Here is a 15,461-nt window from a genome sequence, read left to right on the forward strand (position 1 = left end):
TGGGTCTAACAGGGGACACTATAGGGGACGCCTGGCCCAGGAGCAAGGCCCGTTGCGTTTTTTTCCCGCTGGTGCTTTGGAGCACAAGCGCAGGGAAAAAAGGCCGCTCTCATCGAGGAAATCGGTTTAAAGAAAGGTGCGCTTCCTAGGATACGCTTAACCCATAATGGGGTGGGTGTGGGGATTCCCGAAGGAAGCGAAGAGGGCCGGTCAAAGGGGTTGCCCAACGAAGCCCGGCGGCCCCCATCCTACCGTATGCGCGTGCCTTGGCCAAAACTCCTAGGCGCTTTCCTCTACGTGGGCTTCACCGCGTTCGGCGGTGGGGGCACCGCCCACCTTTACCAGCTCGTGGTGGTGCGGCGGGGCTGGCTGAGCGAGAGGGAGTTCCTCGAGGCCGCCGCCCTATGCCGGATCCTCCCGGGGCCGGTTTTCGCCAACCTGGCCGCCCACCTGGGAACACGGCTGGGAGGGATTCCGGGCGGGGTGGCGGCCCTCATAGGGGTGCTCTTCCCCGGGGCGAGCCTGATGCTGGCCCTAAGCCTGGCCTACTTCCATTTAGGAACCCAACCCGGATCCTCCGCCGCCGAGGCCTTGAGGGGCATCATGGCCTCAGCCATCGGGTTGATCCTGGCGACCACGTTGCACCAGGCACGGATCGGGCTGGACTCCCCCAAGGCGGTTGCCCTGGCCCTTTGGGTGTTCGTAACCTACGGCCTCTTCCATTGGCCCCTTCCCATGGTGCTCCTTTCGGCGGTCCCCGTGGGGGTGGCCTTCTACTGGAGGGAAAGCCGATGAGAGAAGAGCTGGAGATCTTCCTGACCTTTTTTCGCCTAGGCCTCATCAGCTTTGGGGGCGGGATGGCCAACCTGCCCGAGATGGCCCGCGTCCTCACCGCCCGGGGGTGGGTCACGCCCCGGGAGTTCGCCGACGGCTTCGCCCTCGGCCAGTTCGTGCCCGGACCCAACATGCTGGCGGTGGTGTTCTACGGCCTGAAGGCAGGCGGCTTAGGGGGGACTTTGGCCGCCCTGCTGGGAATGTTCCTGCCTGGAGCCACAGGGGCTGCCCTCCTGGTCCATGTCCGGGAGTGGATGGCGCGCGCCCGCTGGAGCCGGGCCTTGCGCAGGGCCTTGGTCCCCATAGGCATGGGCCTTTCGTTTAGCGTCCTCCTGACCCTCATCCAGATGGGGTTGGACAGCTTGGGGAGCCTTCTCCTCGTGGGGCTGTCCGCTTTCTTGATTTACCGGGGAAAGGGTATCCTTCCGGTCCTGCTGGCAGGAGCCGTACTGGGGCTTCTGCTTCCTGGGGTGTGAGCCTTCGCGCCATATGAAAGCCGGGAAAGCCCTGTTTAATGTTAAAAGTCCAGATTTATCGGCTCTGTTGTTGATTTCTTTTAAAAGCTTTAAACCCCTTAAAACATATTGTTGATAAACAACAAGGAGGCCCCCCGGCCCCGGCTTTTCGCCGTGCAGGACGCAAGCCGCTCCCCAAAACGCCCCAAGTCTTCCGATAGAACTCCCCAAGTCTTCCGATACCAACTCCCCAAGTCTTCCGATAGTCCGGGGTCCAAACTCCCCAAGTCTTCCGATACCAACTCCCCAAGTCTTCCGATAGCGATTCCCCAAGTCTTCCGATACCTCAAGCCCCAAACGCCCCAAGTCTTCCGATACCTTGGGGCCCGAACTCCCCAAGTCTTCCGATAGGGGGGCTTGAGGGGATAAATTCCCTTTTTCATCGCAAAAATCCCCTTTTGGCCCCTTTAGGGGTCCCCCGAACTCCCCAAGTCTTCCGATACCCCTATGGGCCGAGCCGCTGGCGAAAACTTTGGATCCAGTCTTCCAAAGTCCCCCGGGCCGCGGCCTCCTTGAGCTCCTCCACCACCGTCTTCGGCTCCAGGACCCCGCTTTCCATGAGCCGGGTGAGGTCCTCCAGGTCCCCCACCCCGGCGCGGGCGCGCAGGAGGAGCTGGGCCACCTGGAGGGCCCGGCGGATCTGGGCCTCCTTGGGCATGCTCTGCCACTCCCGCTCCGCCTCCTCCTCCATGCGCCGGGCCTCTTCCTCCTCCTGTTTGGCTTGGAGGCGCCGCCGGGTGGTGGGGGGCAGGGCCCGGGCGTACTTGCCGCTTTCGTCCCGGATCACGTCTACCAGGAAGCCCAGGAGGTTCTTGGGCTTATACCCTGAGGCCAGGATGGCCCGGTAGCGTTCCAGGCGCTCCTTGATGTGGGCCAGAGAGAAGCGGCGGGCTAGGGAGTAGGCGGAGGTGAAGGAGAGCCCCTCGGCCATGAGGAGTTCCACCGCCTCCATGTCCGGCACCCCCCCGGCCTCCTCCCCGAAGACGTAGACGATGGTCTGGTTCTGCCCCCGGCCCACGTACTCCACGGACTGGAGATAGCGGCGGGCGATGAGCTCCTCGTGGGCCGGGGCCAGGGTGCGGCGCACCTTGTCCGGGCGCTTGTGGACGATCTTGCAGGCCGCGGCCCACTCCATCAGGTTCACCTCAAAACGGGCAAGGGGGGTGGGGTTCTCCGGGGAGAAGCGCTGGGCGTCCAGGAGGCGGTAAAGGGCCCGGCTTAGGGGCCTGCGCAGGCTGGCCATGAACTCGATGTCGATGGGCTTCACGTAGTTTTGCTTCAGGGAGCGGACGATCTCCTTGGCCAGGGTGACCCGGAGGACGCTGGCCCGGTCCAGCCGGCCCTCGGGGGAGCTGGTGTACTCCAGCTTTTCGATGTAGCGGAAGGTGACGCTCTGCCACCTTCCCCCGGAGCGCCAGGCCTCGGAGAGGACGTAGGTGGCGGTGGTGAGGCGCATAAGGCTCTCCTTGAGGGCCTGGTAGTAGTAGCCGGAGGTGTCCAGGCCCATGAGCTTCAGGATCTGGTAGGGGGTGGTGGTGAAGGTGCCGTCCTCCGGGGCCCCGGCGTTGAAGTAGAGGGCCAGGAGGGCCAGGGAGACCTCATTGTCTAGGCCGTGGGGCACGCCCCCCACCTTCTCGCTGGCGTAGCAGGCCAGCTTCACGGGCTTGCCCAGGAACTCAAACTCCTCCTCCCAGGAGGCGTACCCCTCGGGGATCCTCTCCTGGATGGAGATAAGCCCCAGGCGGGCCACGTTGGCCTCGTCGAAGTGCTTGGGCTGGGGGAGGAGGTCCCGGGGGAGGCGGGGTTTTTTGCCCTGGGTGGCCATGCTGGGAAACAGTTTACCTGGAGAGGGGATAGGGGCCTCCGAAGTATAATCTTGGGCGATGGCCCCCGCGCTGGAGGCGGCTCTGGCGGCCGCCAAGGTTCTACCCATCCTAACCCCGAGGACCCTGGAGGGCCTCGAGGGGCTGGGGGAGGCCCTCTTAGAGGCGGGGTTCTCCTGGATGGAGGTGACCCTCCGCACCCCCCTGGCCCTGGAGGCCATCCGCCGCCTCCGGGCCCTGGGCCTGGAGGTGGGGGCGGGGACGGTGCTGAACGAAGCGCAGGCGGAAGAGGCCCTGGCGGCCGGGGCCTCCTTCCTGGTGTCCCCCGGGCTCAGCCCGGGCCTGGCCCGCTGGGCGGAGGCCCAGGGCCTCCCCTACCTCCCGGGGGTGGCCACCCCCACCGAGGTCCAGGAAGCCCTGGCCCTGGGCCTCCGCCTCCTCAAGTTCTTCCCCGCGGAGGCCATGGGCGGGGTGCGCACCCTTAAGGCCTACGCCCCTGTTTTCCCGGGGGTGCGCTTCGTCCCCACCGGGGGCATCGGCCCGGAAACCCTCGAGGCCTACCTGGCCCTGGAAAACGTTCTGGCCTGCGGGGGAAGCTGGCTCTTGGAAGGGAGCCTGGAGGAGGTCCGGACCAAGCTTAGGGGGCTGGGGAAGCTCAGGCCCCAAGCTCAGCGCTGATCCTCCGGGCCGCCTCCTGGACCAGGGGGGCCACCTCCTGGATGCGGGCCTCGTCCAGGTACACCGCCGCGGTGGACACGCTCACCGCGGCCACCACCTGCCCCTGCCCGTCCCGGATGGGGGCGGCGACGCACCGCACGCCCACCTCGTTCTCCTCCAGGTCCAGGGCGTACCCCCGGGCCCGGGTGCAGCGGAGTTCCTCCCGGAAGGCCTCGAGGTCCCCGATGGTCCTGGGGGTGCGCCTGAGGCCGGGCACGAAGTGCCGGGCCCAGACCTCCTCGGGCAGGTGGGCCAGGAGGGCCTTGCCTAAGGCGGTGGACTGGGCGGGGAAGCGGGAGCCCACCCGGGAGGCCAGCTGGAGCTCCCGCCTTCCCGGGAGCTTGTCCACGTAGACCACCTCTCCCCCCTCCAAGACCCCCAGGTGCACCGTCTCCCCCGTGCGATCCCGGAGCCACTCCAGGTGGGGGCGGGCGAGAAGGAGCAGCTCCTGCTGGGCGTGGGCCTGGAATCCCAGGCGGATGAGCTTGGGGCCCAGGGCGTAACCCCGCCGGGGCTGGTGGCGGAGGTAGCCCGCCTGGACCAGGGCCCGGGCCAGGCGGTGGGCGGTGCTTTTGGGAACCCCCAGGGCCCGGGCCAGCCCCTCCAGGGTGTGCACCCCCTCCCCCACCTTCTCCAGGAGGGCCAGCCCTCGGGCTAGGGTCTGGGTGCCCCGCGGTTCCCCCTTCACGCTCCCCATGTTACCACTTAGTAGGACTAGGGGGCAAAGCCACCCCAAAGCGTCTTTGCCCTGGGGTGCCAAGCCTCAGGGCGGTGGCCAGGATGAACCGGTCGGCCGGGTCGGGGTGGGGGAGGTCCAGGTAGGCGGCCTCGAGGGCCACCCCCCTCCAGGGGCACCACCCGGATCCCCCACACCCGCAAGGCCTCCTCCGGCCAGCGCCGGGGCTCCAGGGTGAAGGCGAGCTGTCCCTTCCGGGCCGGGACCGCCATCTCCTGGGAGGCGATGGCCGGGATGTAGCGGGCCTCCCTCCGGGCTTGTACTCCAAGGCGTGGGCCTTGAAGCGGGACTTGGAGACCTTCATGACCAAGGCCACGGTACACGCATCGGGGGGCCGAGGCGGGCCCGGGTGCGTCCAGGGGCTCAGTAGGCCAAAAACCCCCCGTCCACCACCACCGCCTGCCCCGTGAGGTACTCCGCCCCCTCGCCTGCCAGGAAGGCCGCCACCTGGGCGATCTCCTCGGGCTTGGCCCAGCGGCCTAAGGGGATGCGGGCGGTGATGGGCCCATAGAGGGCGGGGTTTTGCCGAACGGGCAGGGTGAACTCCGTCTCCACGTACCCCGGGCAGAGGAGGTTGACCCGGATCCCATGGGGGGCCCACTCCTTGGCCAAGGCGCGGGTGAGGCCGAGAAGGGCGGTCTTGGCCGTGGTGTAGGCGGGGATGGGCACCGGTCCCCCCGCGGTGAAGGTGGTGACCGAGCCCAGGAAGATCACCCGGCCAAAGCCCGCCTGGGCCATGTGGGGGAAGGCCGCCTTGGCCAGGAGGAAGGCCACGTCCAGGTGGAGGTAGAGCACCCGGCGCCACTCCTCATAGCTGAGCTCCAGGGCCGGTTTGCGCACGTTGACCGCGGCCGCGTGCACCAGGATGTGGAGCCCCCCTAGGGCCTCCGCCGCCTCCGCCACCAGGGCCTCCGGCGGGTCCTTTTCCAGATCCACGGGGAGGGCTAGGGCCGGCAGGCCCTCCCTCTTTAAGGCCTCCGCCGCCTCTCCAGGGTGGCGGCTGGCGATGGCCACCCCCACCCCCTGCCGGAGCAGAGCCTCGGCGATGGCCCGGCCGATGCCCCGGCTTCCGCCCGTTACCAGCGCCTTTCGCTCCATGCCCATCCACCTCCTCTACCGGTGCCAGCCTCCCTCACCCCGTAGGAAGGCCAGGACCTCCTCCTTCCTGGGGGCCTCCTCATGGTCCCCCCGGCTTGCGGCCACGAAGGCCCCTAGGGCGTTGGCCAGCCTAAGGCGTTCCTCCGGGGAAAGTCCCCAGAGGTGGCCCGCCAGGTACCCCGCGCTGAAGGCGTCCCCTGCCCCCACGGGGTCCACGGCCTCTACGGGAAAGGCGGGGGCCTCGAGGCGCCTCTCCCCCACCCGGGCCGAGGCCCCTTTGGCCCCCCGTTTGAGGACGATCTCGGGGACGGGAAGGTTCCAGACCGCCCCCTCCTCCCCGAAAAGCCCCTCCGCGTCCTCCTCGCTCAGGAGGAGGAGGTCCAGGGAAGGCAGGGCCTCCTCCAGCCAGGCCCGGGCCGCCCTCCCCTCCCAGAGGTGGCGGCGGTGGTTCAGGTCCAGGCTCACCCTAACCCCCCGGGCCTTGGCCTCGGCCAGGGCCCAGAGGCTGAAGGCCCGGCAGCTTTCCGAGAGGGCGGGGGTGATCCCGCTCAGGTGGAAGAAGCGGGCCCCCTCCAGGTAGGCGGGGTCAAAGGCCCCCGGCCCCATGCGGCTCGCCGCGGAGCCCTGCCGGTAGTAGAAGACCCGGCCCTGCCCCAAGGGGAGGATCCGCCTCAGGTAGACCCCCGTGAACCCCTCCACCCGGCGCACCGCCCGGGTGTCCACCCCCTCGGCCCTAAGCCGCTCCAGGATGAGCTCGGAGAGTTCGTCCGTCCCCAACCAGGTGACGTAGCCCACGCCCACCCCCAGCCGGGCCAGGGCCACGGCCAGGTTGAGCTCCGCCCCGCCCACCTGGACCTCCAGAAGCTTCCCCACCCTCAGGCGCCCCCGCTCCAAGGGCACCAGGGCCACCAGCGCTTCCCCCGCGGTCACCACCTCAGGCATCGCCCCTCCACGCCACCCCGTAGCGGGCCCCCAGGGCCTTGAGCTCGGCCACCACCTCTTCGGGAAGCTCCAGGCCCTCCCTCAGGGCCTGGGCCCGCCGCCGGGCCTCCAGCTCCCCCGGGAGGAGAACCTCGGGGAACCCGGGGGCGGGTGGGGTGGCCTTGAGCTCCGCCCACAGGCGCCCCATGCGCTCCAGAAAGGCCTCCCGGCCCAGGAAGGCCTCCGGGTCCAGGGCCAGGAAGAAGTGGCCCACGTCCTGCGGCCGGTCCCACTCGTCGTACATCCGCCCGATCCCGTGGGTGACCCCGGCCCCCGCAAGCACCCCGGAGAGGACCTCCACCAGGAGAGCGAGGGCGTAGCCCTTGGGGCCCCCGAGGGGGAGGAGGGCGTGGACCGCGTGGGGGTCCTCCGTGGGCCGCCCCTCCCGGTCTACCCCCCAGTCCGGGGGGATCCTCTCCCCCCGCTTCCGGGCCAGGAAGACCTTGCCCATAGCCGCCTGCGAGGTGGCCAGGTCCCCCACCACCACCCCCTGGGGAGCCGGGGCGGCGAAGGCGATGGGGTTGGTGCCTAGGGCCTTTTCCCGGCCCCCGTAGGGCACCACGTCGGGCTCGGCGTTGGTGGTCACCAGGGCCACAAGGCCCTCCTGGGCGAGCGTTTCCGCGTAAAGCCCCGCCATGCCGAAGTGGGTGCTCCGGCGGACGGCCACCGCCCCCACCCCGTGGGCCTGGGCGAGCCGAGCGGCCAGGCGGGCCGCCTCCAGGGCCACCCGGGGACCAAAGCCGTGGGCCCCGTCCAGGAGGGCCACAGGCCCCCGGACCTCGGGGGCGAGGCGGGGAGAGGGGTTCACGAGGCCCGCTTCCAGGCGGCGAACGTACACGGGAAGCCGGAGGAGGCCGTGGCTCCCCACCCCCCGGAGGTCGGCCTCAAGGAGGGCCCAGGCCACGGCCTCCGCGGAAGGCCCATCGGCCCCCGCCCGCTTAAGAACCTCCTCGGCGAAGCCCCGGAGGGCCTCAGGCCTAAGCCTCATAGGGTCATCCCCCCGTCCACCACGAAGAAGCTCCCCGTGGCGAAATCCCCCGCGTCCGAGGCCAGGTAGACCGCGAGCTCCGCGATCTCCTCGGGCCGGCCCAGGCGGCCGATGGGCTGGCGCTGGGCGAAGGCCTTTAGGCCCTCCTCCCCCCCGGCCCGCGCCCGCAGGGACGGGGTGTCCACGGTGCCCGGGCAGATGGCGTTCACCCGGATGCCCCGGTCCGCGAAGTCCAGGGCCACGGAGCGGGTCATGGCCAGGATGGCCCCCTTGGTGGCCGCGTAGACGAAGCGCCGGGGCACCCCCTTGAGGCTCGAGGCCACCGAGGCGATGTTGATGATCCGCCCCCCACCCTGGGCCAGCATCTTGGGCAGGGCGGCCTGCATGGCCCAGAAAACGCTCTTGGCGTTGAGGAGAAAGGCCTCCTCCCAGTCCGCGTCCGTGGCCTCCAGGAGGTCCCCCGTGTGGACCACCCCCTGGGCGTTCACCAGGATGTCCAGCCGCTCCAGGCCGCCGATGACCCGGAAGAGGGCCTCCTTGTCCCGGGCGTCCAACCGCACCGCGGGCACCACCCCCTGAAGCTTTTCCGGATGGAGGGTGGCCCCCAGGACCTGGGCCCCTTCCCGCTGGAAGGCCTCGGCGATGGCCCGGCCGATGCCCTGTCCCGCCGCGATGACCAGCGCGTGTTTGCCCTTAAGCCGCATCCAACCCCCCTAGAAGAGAAGCCGGGGCAGGAAGAGCACGATCCCCGGGAAGAGAAAGGCCAAGACCAGCACCAGAAGGGTGGCCAGGAGGAAGGGCCACCCCTCCCGCACGTACGCCCCGATGCCGCACCCCATGACGGAGCAGACGGAGTACATGGAAAGGCCCACCGGGGGCGTAAGGAGCCCCACCGCACAGGTGAGGACCATGAGGACCCCGAAGTGGACCAGGTCCAGCCCTAAGGCCCTGGCCGCGGGCACCAGGATGGGGGTGAGGAGGATGATCATCACCGTGGAGTCCAGGATGGTGCCCAGAAGAAGGAGGGCCAGCAGGATGAGGGCCAGGCCCACCTGCGGGTTTTGGATGGCCTCGAGGAAGAAGGCGGAAACCTTTTGGGGCACCATCTCCCACTTCATCCCGTAGCCCAAGACCGCGGCCATGGCGATGAGGAGGGCCACCATGCCCACATCCCGCACGGAATGGGCGAGGGCCCGCACGAGCCTTTCCCAGGAAAGCTCGCGGTAGACCAGGCCCACCAGGAGGGCGTAGACCACCGCCGCCGCCCCCACCTCCGAGGGGACGAAGACCCCGAAGCGGAGGCTTAGGAGGAGGAGGAAGGGAAAGAGAACGGCCAGGAAGCTCTCCCGGAAGGCCCGCCAGAGCTCGAGGGCCCCCGGAGGCCTGGGCCTTTCCGGGGCGTAGCCCCGCCTCCGGCTCAAAAGGGCCACCGTGGCCATGTAGGCCGCGGCCAGGAGCACCCCCACCCCGATCCCCCCGGCGAAGAGCTGCCCGATGGACACCTGGCCGATGCTCCCGTAGAGGATGAGGCCGATGCTGGGGGGGATGGCCACGGCCAGGAGGCCGGAGAACCCCTGGAGGGCGGCCACAAAGCCCGCGGGGTACCCCTTGCGCACCATCTCCGGCCCCAGGAGGCGGGCCTGCATGGTGGCGTCGGCGATGGCCGACCCCGAGACCCCGCCCATGAGGAAGCCCAGGAGCACGCTCACCTGGGCCAGCCCCCCCTGGAGGAAGCCGGTGAGGGTGTGGGCAAAGGCCAGAAGCCGCCGGGTGATCCCCAGCTCGTTCATCAGGTTGCTGGCCAGGATGAAGGTGGGGATGGCCAGGAGGGAGAAGTTTTGCGTTTCCGAAAGGGCCAGCTGCACGGGCATGGTGAGCTGGAGCCCGGGCTGGCTCAGGAAGAAGAGGAGGCCCCCGATGCCGATGGCGAAGACCACGGGCATCCCCAGGAGGAGGAGGGCCAGAAAGACCAGGAAGCTCAGGACCATGGCCCCCTCCGGAGGAGTTCCCTTAGCTTCCCAAGAGCGGTGAGGAGCATCAGGAGGCTTCCTAGGGCCACGCTCAGGGTCACCCAGGTGTAGCTGAACCCGGGGATGCCCTGGAAGCTGCGGAAGCGGGTGAGGTAGGCCATCTGGAAGCCGTAGTAGGCCAGGAGGAGGAGGAAGAGGGCCACCAGGCTCCAGGTGAGGAGGCGCACCCCCCAGCGCACCTTTGGGGGAAGGAAGGCCAGGAAGGTGTCCACCGCCACGTGCCGCCCCTCCTTGAGGGCCAGGTCTGCTCCCAGGAAGACCGCCCAAGCGAAGAAGAAGGTGGCGAGGTCTATGGACCAGTCCAAAGGATGCCCCAGGAAGCGGGCCACCCCCCCGGCGAAGACCACCAGGGTGGAGGCCAGGAGGCAGACCATGGCCAGGGCCTCTTCAAGCCGTTGGATCCGGGAAGGCATGGGCATGGCAGGAGAAAGCGGGGCCCCCCACCCTGGGGGCCCCAGGGTTTAGCGCCTCAGGGCCTGGTAGAGGGCGTCGCGGATGGTCTTGAGGCCAAGCCGCTCGTACGCAGCCTCCGCCGCCCGCCGGAAGGCGGCCAGGTCCACGTCGCTCACGATGGTCATCCCCCGTTGCTGGATAAGGCCCTTGATCCTCTCCTCCTCGGCGGCGATCCGCTGGGAGGTCTCCCGTCCGGCCCGCACGCACTCCTCCCGGAGGATCTGGCGGTAGTTGGCGGGAAGGCGGCGGTACCAGGCCTCCCCCACCACCTGGAAGTTGATGAGGAGGAAGTGCTTGGTCTCGTTCACGTAGCGCAGGACCTCCCAGAGGCTCATGTCGGGGATGTTGGCGTAGACCAGCTCGGCCCCGTCGATGGCCCGCTGTTGCAGGGCGGAGTAGATCTCCCCAAAGGGCAGGGCCACGGGGGTGGCCCCCAGGGCCCGCACGGATTCCTGCCATACAGGCGCCGGGGGCGTGCGGATCCTAAGCCCCCTCAGGTCCTCAGGCCGCCGCACGGGGCGGTTGGTCATGAAGTGGCGGTAGCCCTGGACCCAGTTGAAGCAGAGCACCCGGATCCCGTACTGCTGGGCCAAGCGCTCCACCCACCCCTGGACCACGGGCAGGGCGGCGAGCCGTTCCACCGCGGCGTAGCTGTCCACGAAGTAGGGCCCGTTGAACACGCCGAGCTCCCTTACGTAGTTGCCCAGCCGGGCCCCGTCGGTGTTCTGCCCCACGGGAACCCCCTGGCGGAGCTGCTCCAGGATGTCCTCCTCCACCCCGAGCTGGGCGCTGTGGAAGACCAGGATCTGCAGGTCCCCGCCCGTGCGCTGGGCCACCCGTTCCGCCCAGGCCTGGAACCCCGCGTGGTAGGGGTGGTTGGGGCCCAGCACGTGGTTGAAGCGCAGGGTGTACGTGGGAGCGGCCCAAGCCCCACCCAAAAGCCCGAGCGCCCAAAGCCAAACCGCAAGCCCGACCCTTTTCATGGTTGACCCCCTTGTGGTCTCCCATAAAGTAAGACTAGGTACCACTTTTTGTCAATAGGTTTGGCCCCCAACCTGGGGCGGGCTGGGGAGGACCCGTGCTTCCCAGCCCCCCGCTCGGGCGAGGGCTCCGGTGGGGCGCTAAACCACCTCCCCCCGCACCAGCCCGATCCGCCCCACCCGCTTGCCGAAGGCCCGGAAGCCCGCGCCCCGGAGGAGCCCCAGGAACCCCTCGAGGCTCGGCCGGTAGAGCATCCCCCCTCTCCCCTCCCCCAGGAGGAGCAGGGCGAAGAGCCGCCCGCCCCTCCTCAGCACCCGGAAGGCCTCCCGGGCCGCGGCCTCGGGGTCTTCCAGCTCGTTCCAGGTGGGGCCGAAGGCCACGCCGGAGAAGGCCCCATCGGGGAAGGGCAGGGCCTCCGCCCGTTCCGCCTCCCGCCCCACGGGGCGGAGGAGGGTCCCTCCAGGTGGACGGCCATGAGGGGAAACCCCTCGGGGAGGGGTTCCACGGGGAACGAGAGGCCCAGGGCTTCCTCCAGAAGGCGCATGGGGCCCCCGGGGGCGAAGCCCGAGAGGAGGGTGGCCCCCGTGTCCAGAAAGACCCCCCGGTGGTGGAGGCTTCCCGCAAGCCCGCCGGGGTAGGTGTGGGCCTCCAGGACCACCTCCCCGAGGAAGAGGGCGTGGTCCCCGTCCGTGGGCCACTCCACCGTCCTCAGCTCGTAGACCGCCAGGGCCTTTTCCGGCACCAGGGTCCTTTGCAAAACCCTCGCCGGGCGCAAGGCCACCGCCAGCCGTTCCGCCTTGTCGGCCTTCCGGCCCGTGAGGTAGCCCGCCCGCACCACCCAGGCCCGCTCCTCCCAGGGGAGGAAGCAGAGGGCCCCCTCCTCGAGCTCCCGGAGGAGGGTTAGGGTGTGGTTCTTGCGGTCCACCGCCAGGAGGAAGCGGAAGGGGTCCTTGGAGACCGGGGTCCACCAGGCCATGGGCATGAAGTTCCGTCCCACCGTGAGGAGGGCCAGGCGCATGGGGTAGAAGTGGGCCTTGTACACCCCCCTATGATGGGCCTGGGGTCTGGGGAAAAGTGTAGCCCCGCGAAAGGAGGAGGCCAGCCCCCTGTGGGAAGGAGAGGAGGCTTCCCTTTCGGGAAAGCGTGGTAAAGTGGGCCATTTACGGAGGGGCTTGGGTGAGGGGGCGCCTTTTCTACGGTTGGGTCGTGGTGGCGGTGGCGGTGCTGGCCACCTTGGTGGCCGCCGGGGTCCGCTCGGTGCCGGGGGCCCTGCTGGTGCCCGTGGAGCAGGAGCTGGGCTGGAGCAGGACCACCCTCTCGCTGGCCGTCTCCATCGGGCTGGTGCTCTTCGGGTTGGGGGGGCCTTTCAGCGGCCACCTTATGGACCGCTACGGCCCGCGCCGCGTGGCCTTCGCCGGCCTCCTCCTGATGGGGCTGAGCATGGCGGGCAGCGCCCTCATGGCCCAGGTCTGGCAGCTCCACCTCGCTTGGGGTGTGGTGAGCGGGGTGGGCACGGGCATCGTGGGGAGCGTGCTGGGCGCCACGGTGGCCAACCGCTGGTTCATCCGGCGGCGGGGGCTGGTCACGGGGCTCTTCGGGGCGGCCACCTCGGCGGGGCAGCTCGTCTTCATCCCGGCCCTGGTGGCCTGGGCCACGGGCCTGGGGTGGCGGGAGGCCAGCTGGATCATGGCCGGGGTGGTCTTGGTAGTGGCGGTGCCCATCCTCTGGCTCATGAGGGACAGCCCGGCCGAGGTGGGGGAGCGGCCTTTGGGGGCTCCGCCGGGTAGCCCGCCCCTTAAGGTCACCGCCGAGGCCGGGGTCATGGGCCGGGCGGTGCGCTCCCCCACCTTCTGGCTCTTGGCGGGCACCTTCTTCATCTGCGGGGCCACCTCCAACGGCCTCATCGGCGTCCACTTCATCCCCTACGCCGTGGACTGCGGTATCCCCCAGGGGGTGGCCTCGAGGATGCTGGCCCTGCTGGGGGCGATGAACTTTCTGGGCACGCTGGCCTCGGGCTGGCTCACCGACCGCTTTGACCCCCGCAAGCTCCTCAGCCTCTACTACGCCTTTCGCGGCGTTTCCCTCCTCTTCCTGCCCTACGCGGTGACCCCCGAGACCATGGTTCCCTTCGCCATCCTTTTCGGCCTGGACTACATCGCCACCGTTCCCCCCACCGTGGCCCTGGCGGCCGACCACTTCGGGCGGCGGAACGTGGGTACGGTCTACGGCTGGGTCTTCGCGGCCCACCAGCTGGGGGCGGCCTTCGCCTCCTGGGCCGGGGGGAGCGTGCGGGACGCGTTTGGCGCGTACACCCTGGCCTTCTTCCTGGCGGGGGCGCTGGCGGTCATGGCCGGGCTGCTCTCCCTGGGCATCCGCCGGGCTCCCCGGGGCGCGGGGGCCTAAGGCAAGGGGGGTTTCTTGACGATTCCGCACCATCCGAGCGCTTGACACAAAATCGGAAACCCGGCTAGGATGCCCCCATGAAGGAAAGGCTGGTGCCCCTGAGCCTCTGGGCCGAGCAGCGGGGGATTCCCGGCTCCACTGCCCGCAAGATGGCCGAGGAGCGGGAGATCCCCGCCCGCAAGCTGGGCCGCTACTGGTACGTGGTGGAGGAGGTGGAGGAGGGGAGCGGCCAGGGCCGGGTCCTCACCCTCTTCAACCACGCGGGGGGGGTGGGGAAGACCACCCTGGCCCGGGACCTGGGGTTTGAGCTGGCCTCGAGGGGCCACCGGGTCCTCCTGGTGGACGTGGACCCCCAGGCCAACCTCACCCAGTGGCTGGGCCTGGGGCCCGTGGAGGAGAAGGACACCCTCCTCACCCTGACGGGCGGGGTCCTGCCCGAGCCCAAGGAGGCCTACGGGATGCACGTGATCCCCAGCAGCCTCCGCCTGGCGGTCCTGGACGTGAAGCTGAAGTCCGTCCCCGCGGGGGAGCTCCTCCTGAGGCGCAAGCTCCAGGCGGTGCGGGAGGCCTACGACTTCATCCTGGTGGACTCCCCGCCCTCCCTGGGGCCCCTTTCCTTCCTGGCCGGCCTGGCGGGGGAGGGGTTCATCGTCCCCGTGGAGACCACGGCCAAGGGCCTGCAGGGGCTCGAGGGGGTGATGGAGGTGTCCGAGCTCTACGCCACCGCGGTGGGGGCGGCCAACTTCATCCGCCTCCTGGTGCCCACCCGCTACGACCCCCGCTCCCGCACCGCCCAGGAGGCCCTGGAGGGGGTACTGAGCCTGGGCAAGCGCTTCCCCGTGGCCCCGCCCCTGCACGAGCGCCCCGGCCCCTTCCGCCGCAGCGCGGCGGAGCGGGTGCCCATCCACATGGTGGACGGGGCCCAGGAGGCGGTGCGGGAGGTCCAGGCCATCGCCGACGCCCTCCTGAAGGTGGCCCAGGAGGTGGAGGCATGAGCCAGCTCCGGGAACTCTTGGGCCACCTGGAGGCCAAGGCCGAGGCCCTGGATAGGCGCCTCAAGGCCCGGACCGCCCTCCCCCTCTCCGCCCTCCTCCCCTCCCCCCACCAGCCCCGGAAGCGCCTGGAGGGCCTGGAAGACCTCGCCGCTTCCATCCAGGAGAAAGGAATCCTCCAGCCCCTCCTGGTGCGCCCCCTGGGGGAGGGGCGGTACGAGATCGTGGCCGGGGAGCGCCGGTACCGGGCGGCGAAGATGGCGGGCCTCGAGGAGGTCCCGGTGGTGGTCCTGGACCTCACCCCCGAGGAGGCCCGCGCCGTCGCCCTCATCGAGAACCTCAAGCGGGAGGACCTGAACCCCTACGAGGAGACCGTGGCCCTCCTGGACCTCCTGGCCCTCAGGCTGGGGACGGACCGGGAGGGGGCGGCCAAGGCCCTCCAGAACCTCCTCCAGGCGGAGAAGCGGAAGGGGGAGGTGTCCCATAACGTTATGGGACAGGCGGAGGTGGTGGAGGAGGTCTTCCGCACCGCCGCCCGCCTGGACTGGCGCTCCTTCGTCCAGAACCGCCTCCCCCTCCTCCGCCTCCCCGAGGACCTGAAGGCCGCCCTGGAGGAAGGGGCCATCCCCTATACCGCCGCCCTGGAGCTCAAGAAGGTGAGGGACGAGGGCGTGCGGAAGGCCCTCCTGGAGGAGGCCAGGGCGGGGCTTTCCTTAAGGGACCTCAGGGCCCGGGTGCGGGCGGTTCTAGAGGGAAAGCGGGAGGAGAGGAAGGGAGACCTGGCCCTTCGCCTGAAGGCCCTCCTCCCCCGGCTCAGGACCCTCTCTCCGGAAAGGCGGGCTCGGGCGGAAACCCTTTTGGCGGAGCTGGAGGCCCTAGTCCGAGGGAAGAAGTAGCCCAAGGCCTCAAG

At 69.7% G+C, this 15,461-nt stretch carries 17 protein-coding genes; 6 read left to right on the top strand and 11 right to left on the bottom strand.

Annotated features, from left to right (window positions below; genetic code table 11):
* Positions 1 to 255: 255 nt before the first annotated feature.
* Together B043_RS0109700 and B043_RS0109705 are read left to right on the top strand one after the other, a co-directional pair.
* Positions 256 to 795: a chromate transporter gene (locus tag B043_RS0109700; protein ID WP_018461857.1), complete on the top strand. Its 540-nt coding sequence runs from the start codon at positions 256 to 258 to the stop codon at positions 793 to 795.
* Positions 792 to 1,310, top strand: a complete 519-nt coding sequence (locus B043_RS0109705) for a chromate transporter (RefSeq protein ID WP_018461858.1) — start codon at positions 792 to 794, stop codon at positions 1,308 to 1,310. Before B043_RS0109700 ends, B043_RS0109705 begins: the two co-directional genes overlap by 4 nt.
* Positions 1,311 to 1,794: 484 nt before the next feature.
* On the opposite strand, the gene B043_RS0109710 is transcribed toward B043_RS0109705, so the two are convergent.
* Positions 1,795 to 3,174 (bottom strand): replication initiator protein A, encoded by a 1,380-nt coding sequence (locus B043_RS0109710; RefSeq protein WP_015065374.1) that lies wholly within the window; start codon positions 3,172 to 3,174, stop codon positions 1,795 to 1,797.
* A gap of 58 nt (positions 3,175 to 3,232) precedes the next feature.
* On the opposite strand from B043_RS0109710, the gene eda reads away from it, so the two are divergent.
* On the top strand, positions 3,233 to 3,850 hold the full coding sequence (eda, locus tag B043_RS0109715; RefSeq protein ID WP_018461859.1) for a bifunctional 4-hydroxy-2-oxoglutarate aldolase/2-dehydro-3-deoxy-phosphogluconate aldolase: 618 nt from the start codon (positions 3,233 to 3,235) through the stop codon (positions 3,848 to 3,850).
* Here the strand turns inward: eda and B043_RS0109720 are convergent.
* The 10 genes from B043_RS0109720 to B043_RS13390 form a co-directional block, all read right to left on the bottom strand.
* Positions 3,828 to 4,586 carry an IclR family transcriptional regulator gene (locus B043_RS0109720; RefSeq protein ID WP_015065376.1) on the bottom strand — a complete coding sequence of 253 codons (759 nt, stop codon included), beginning with the start codon at positions 4,584 to 4,586 and terminating at the stop codon, positions 3,828 to 3,830. The two genes, eda and B043_RS0109720, sit on opposite strands and share 23 nt — an antisense overlap.
* Positions 4,587 to 4,988: 402 nt before the next feature.
* Positions 4,989 to 5,723 (bottom strand): SDR family NAD(P)-dependent oxidoreductase, encoded by a 735-nt coding sequence (locus B043_RS0109730; RefSeq protein ID WP_026234218.1) that lies wholly within the window; start codon positions 5,721 to 5,723, stop codon positions 4,989 to 4,991.
* Between the two features lie 15 nt (positions 5,724 to 5,738).
* The gene (locus B043_RS0109735; RefSeq protein ID WP_015065378.1) at positions 5,739 to 6,665 is read right to left on the bottom strand and encodes a sugar kinase; all 927 of its coding nucleotides are present in this window, start codon (positions 6,663 to 6,665) and stop codon (positions 5,739 to 5,741) included.
* Complete coding sequence (locus B043_RS0109740; RefSeq protein ID WP_015065379.1) at positions 6,658 to 7,692, bottom strand: Ldh family oxidoreductase; 1,035 nt, start codon at positions 7,690 to 7,692, stop codon at positions 6,658 to 6,660. Before B043_RS0109740 ends, B043_RS0109735 begins: the two co-directional genes overlap by 8 nt.
* Positions 7,689 to 8,396 carry an SDR family oxidoreductase gene (locus B043_RS0109745; RefSeq protein ID WP_015065380.1) on the bottom strand — a complete coding sequence of 236 codons (708 nt, stop codon included), beginning with the start codon at positions 8,394 to 8,396 and terminating at the stop codon, positions 7,689 to 7,691. Before B043_RS0109745 ends, B043_RS0109740 begins: the two co-directional genes overlap by 4 nt.
* Positions 8,397 to 8,405: 9 nt before the next feature.
* Positions 8,406 to 9,680, bottom strand: a complete 1,275-nt coding sequence (locus B043_RS0109750; protein WP_015065381.1) for a TRAP transporter large permease — start codon at positions 9,678 to 9,680, stop codon at positions 8,406 to 8,408.
* Entirely contained in the window at positions 9,671 to 10,141 is a 471-nt protein-coding gene (locus B043_RS0109755; protein ID WP_015065382.1) for a TRAP transporter small permease, read from the bottom strand. The genes B043_RS0109750 and B043_RS0109755 overlap by 10 nt, the downstream gene beginning before the upstream one ends.
* A 42-nt stretch (positions 10,142 to 10,183) precedes the next feature.
* On the bottom strand, positions 10,184 to 11,158 hold the full coding sequence (locus B043_RS0109760) for a C4-dicarboxylate TRAP transporter substrate-binding protein (RefSeq protein ID WP_015065383.1): 975 nt from the start codon (positions 11,156 to 11,158) through the stop codon (positions 10,184 to 10,186).
* A gap of 138 nt (positions 11,159 to 11,296) precedes the next feature.
* Complete coding sequence (locus tag B043_RS13385; RefSeq protein WP_018461861.1) at positions 11,297 to 11,536, bottom strand: class I SAM-dependent methyltransferase; 240 nt, start codon at positions 11,534 to 11,536, stop codon at positions 11,297 to 11,299.
* Positions 11,464 to 12,198 (bottom strand): flavin reductase family protein, encoded by a 735-nt coding sequence (locus B043_RS13390; protein ID WP_281158759.1) that lies wholly within the window; start codon positions 12,196 to 12,198, stop codon positions 11,464 to 11,466. The genes B043_RS13385 and B043_RS13390 overlap by 73 nt, the downstream gene beginning before the upstream one ends.
* Before the next feature lie 134 nt (positions 12,199 to 12,332).
* Here B043_RS13390 and B043_RS0109775 point away from each other — a divergent pair, with 134 nt between their 5' ends.
* From B043_RS0109775 to B043_RS0109785, 3 genes are all read left to right on the top strand, one after another.
* Positions 12,333 to 13,559, top strand: a complete 1,227-nt coding sequence (locus tag B043_RS0109775; RefSeq protein WP_026234219.1) for an MFS transporter — start codon at positions 12,333 to 12,335, stop codon at positions 13,557 to 13,559.
* Between the two features lie 77 nt (positions 13,560 to 13,636).
* Entirely contained in the window at positions 13,637 to 14,554 is a 918-nt protein-coding gene (locus B043_RS0109780; RefSeq protein ID WP_015065385.1) for a ParA family protein, read from the top strand.
* Positions 14,551 to 15,447 carry a ParB/RepB/Spo0J family partition protein gene (locus B043_RS0109785; RefSeq protein ID WP_018461863.1) on the top strand — a complete coding sequence of 299 codons (897 nt, stop codon included), beginning with the start codon at positions 14,551 to 14,553 and terminating at the stop codon, positions 15,445 to 15,447. The genes B043_RS0109780 and B043_RS0109785 overlap by 4 nt, the downstream gene beginning before the upstream one ends.
* Positions 15,448 to 15,461 lie beyond the last annotated feature (14 nt).

It is taken from the genome of Thermus oshimai DSM 12092, from assembly GCF_000373145.1.
Classification (GTDB): domain Bacteria; phylum Deinococcota; class Deinococci; order Deinococcales; family Thermaceae; genus Thermus; species Thermus oshimai.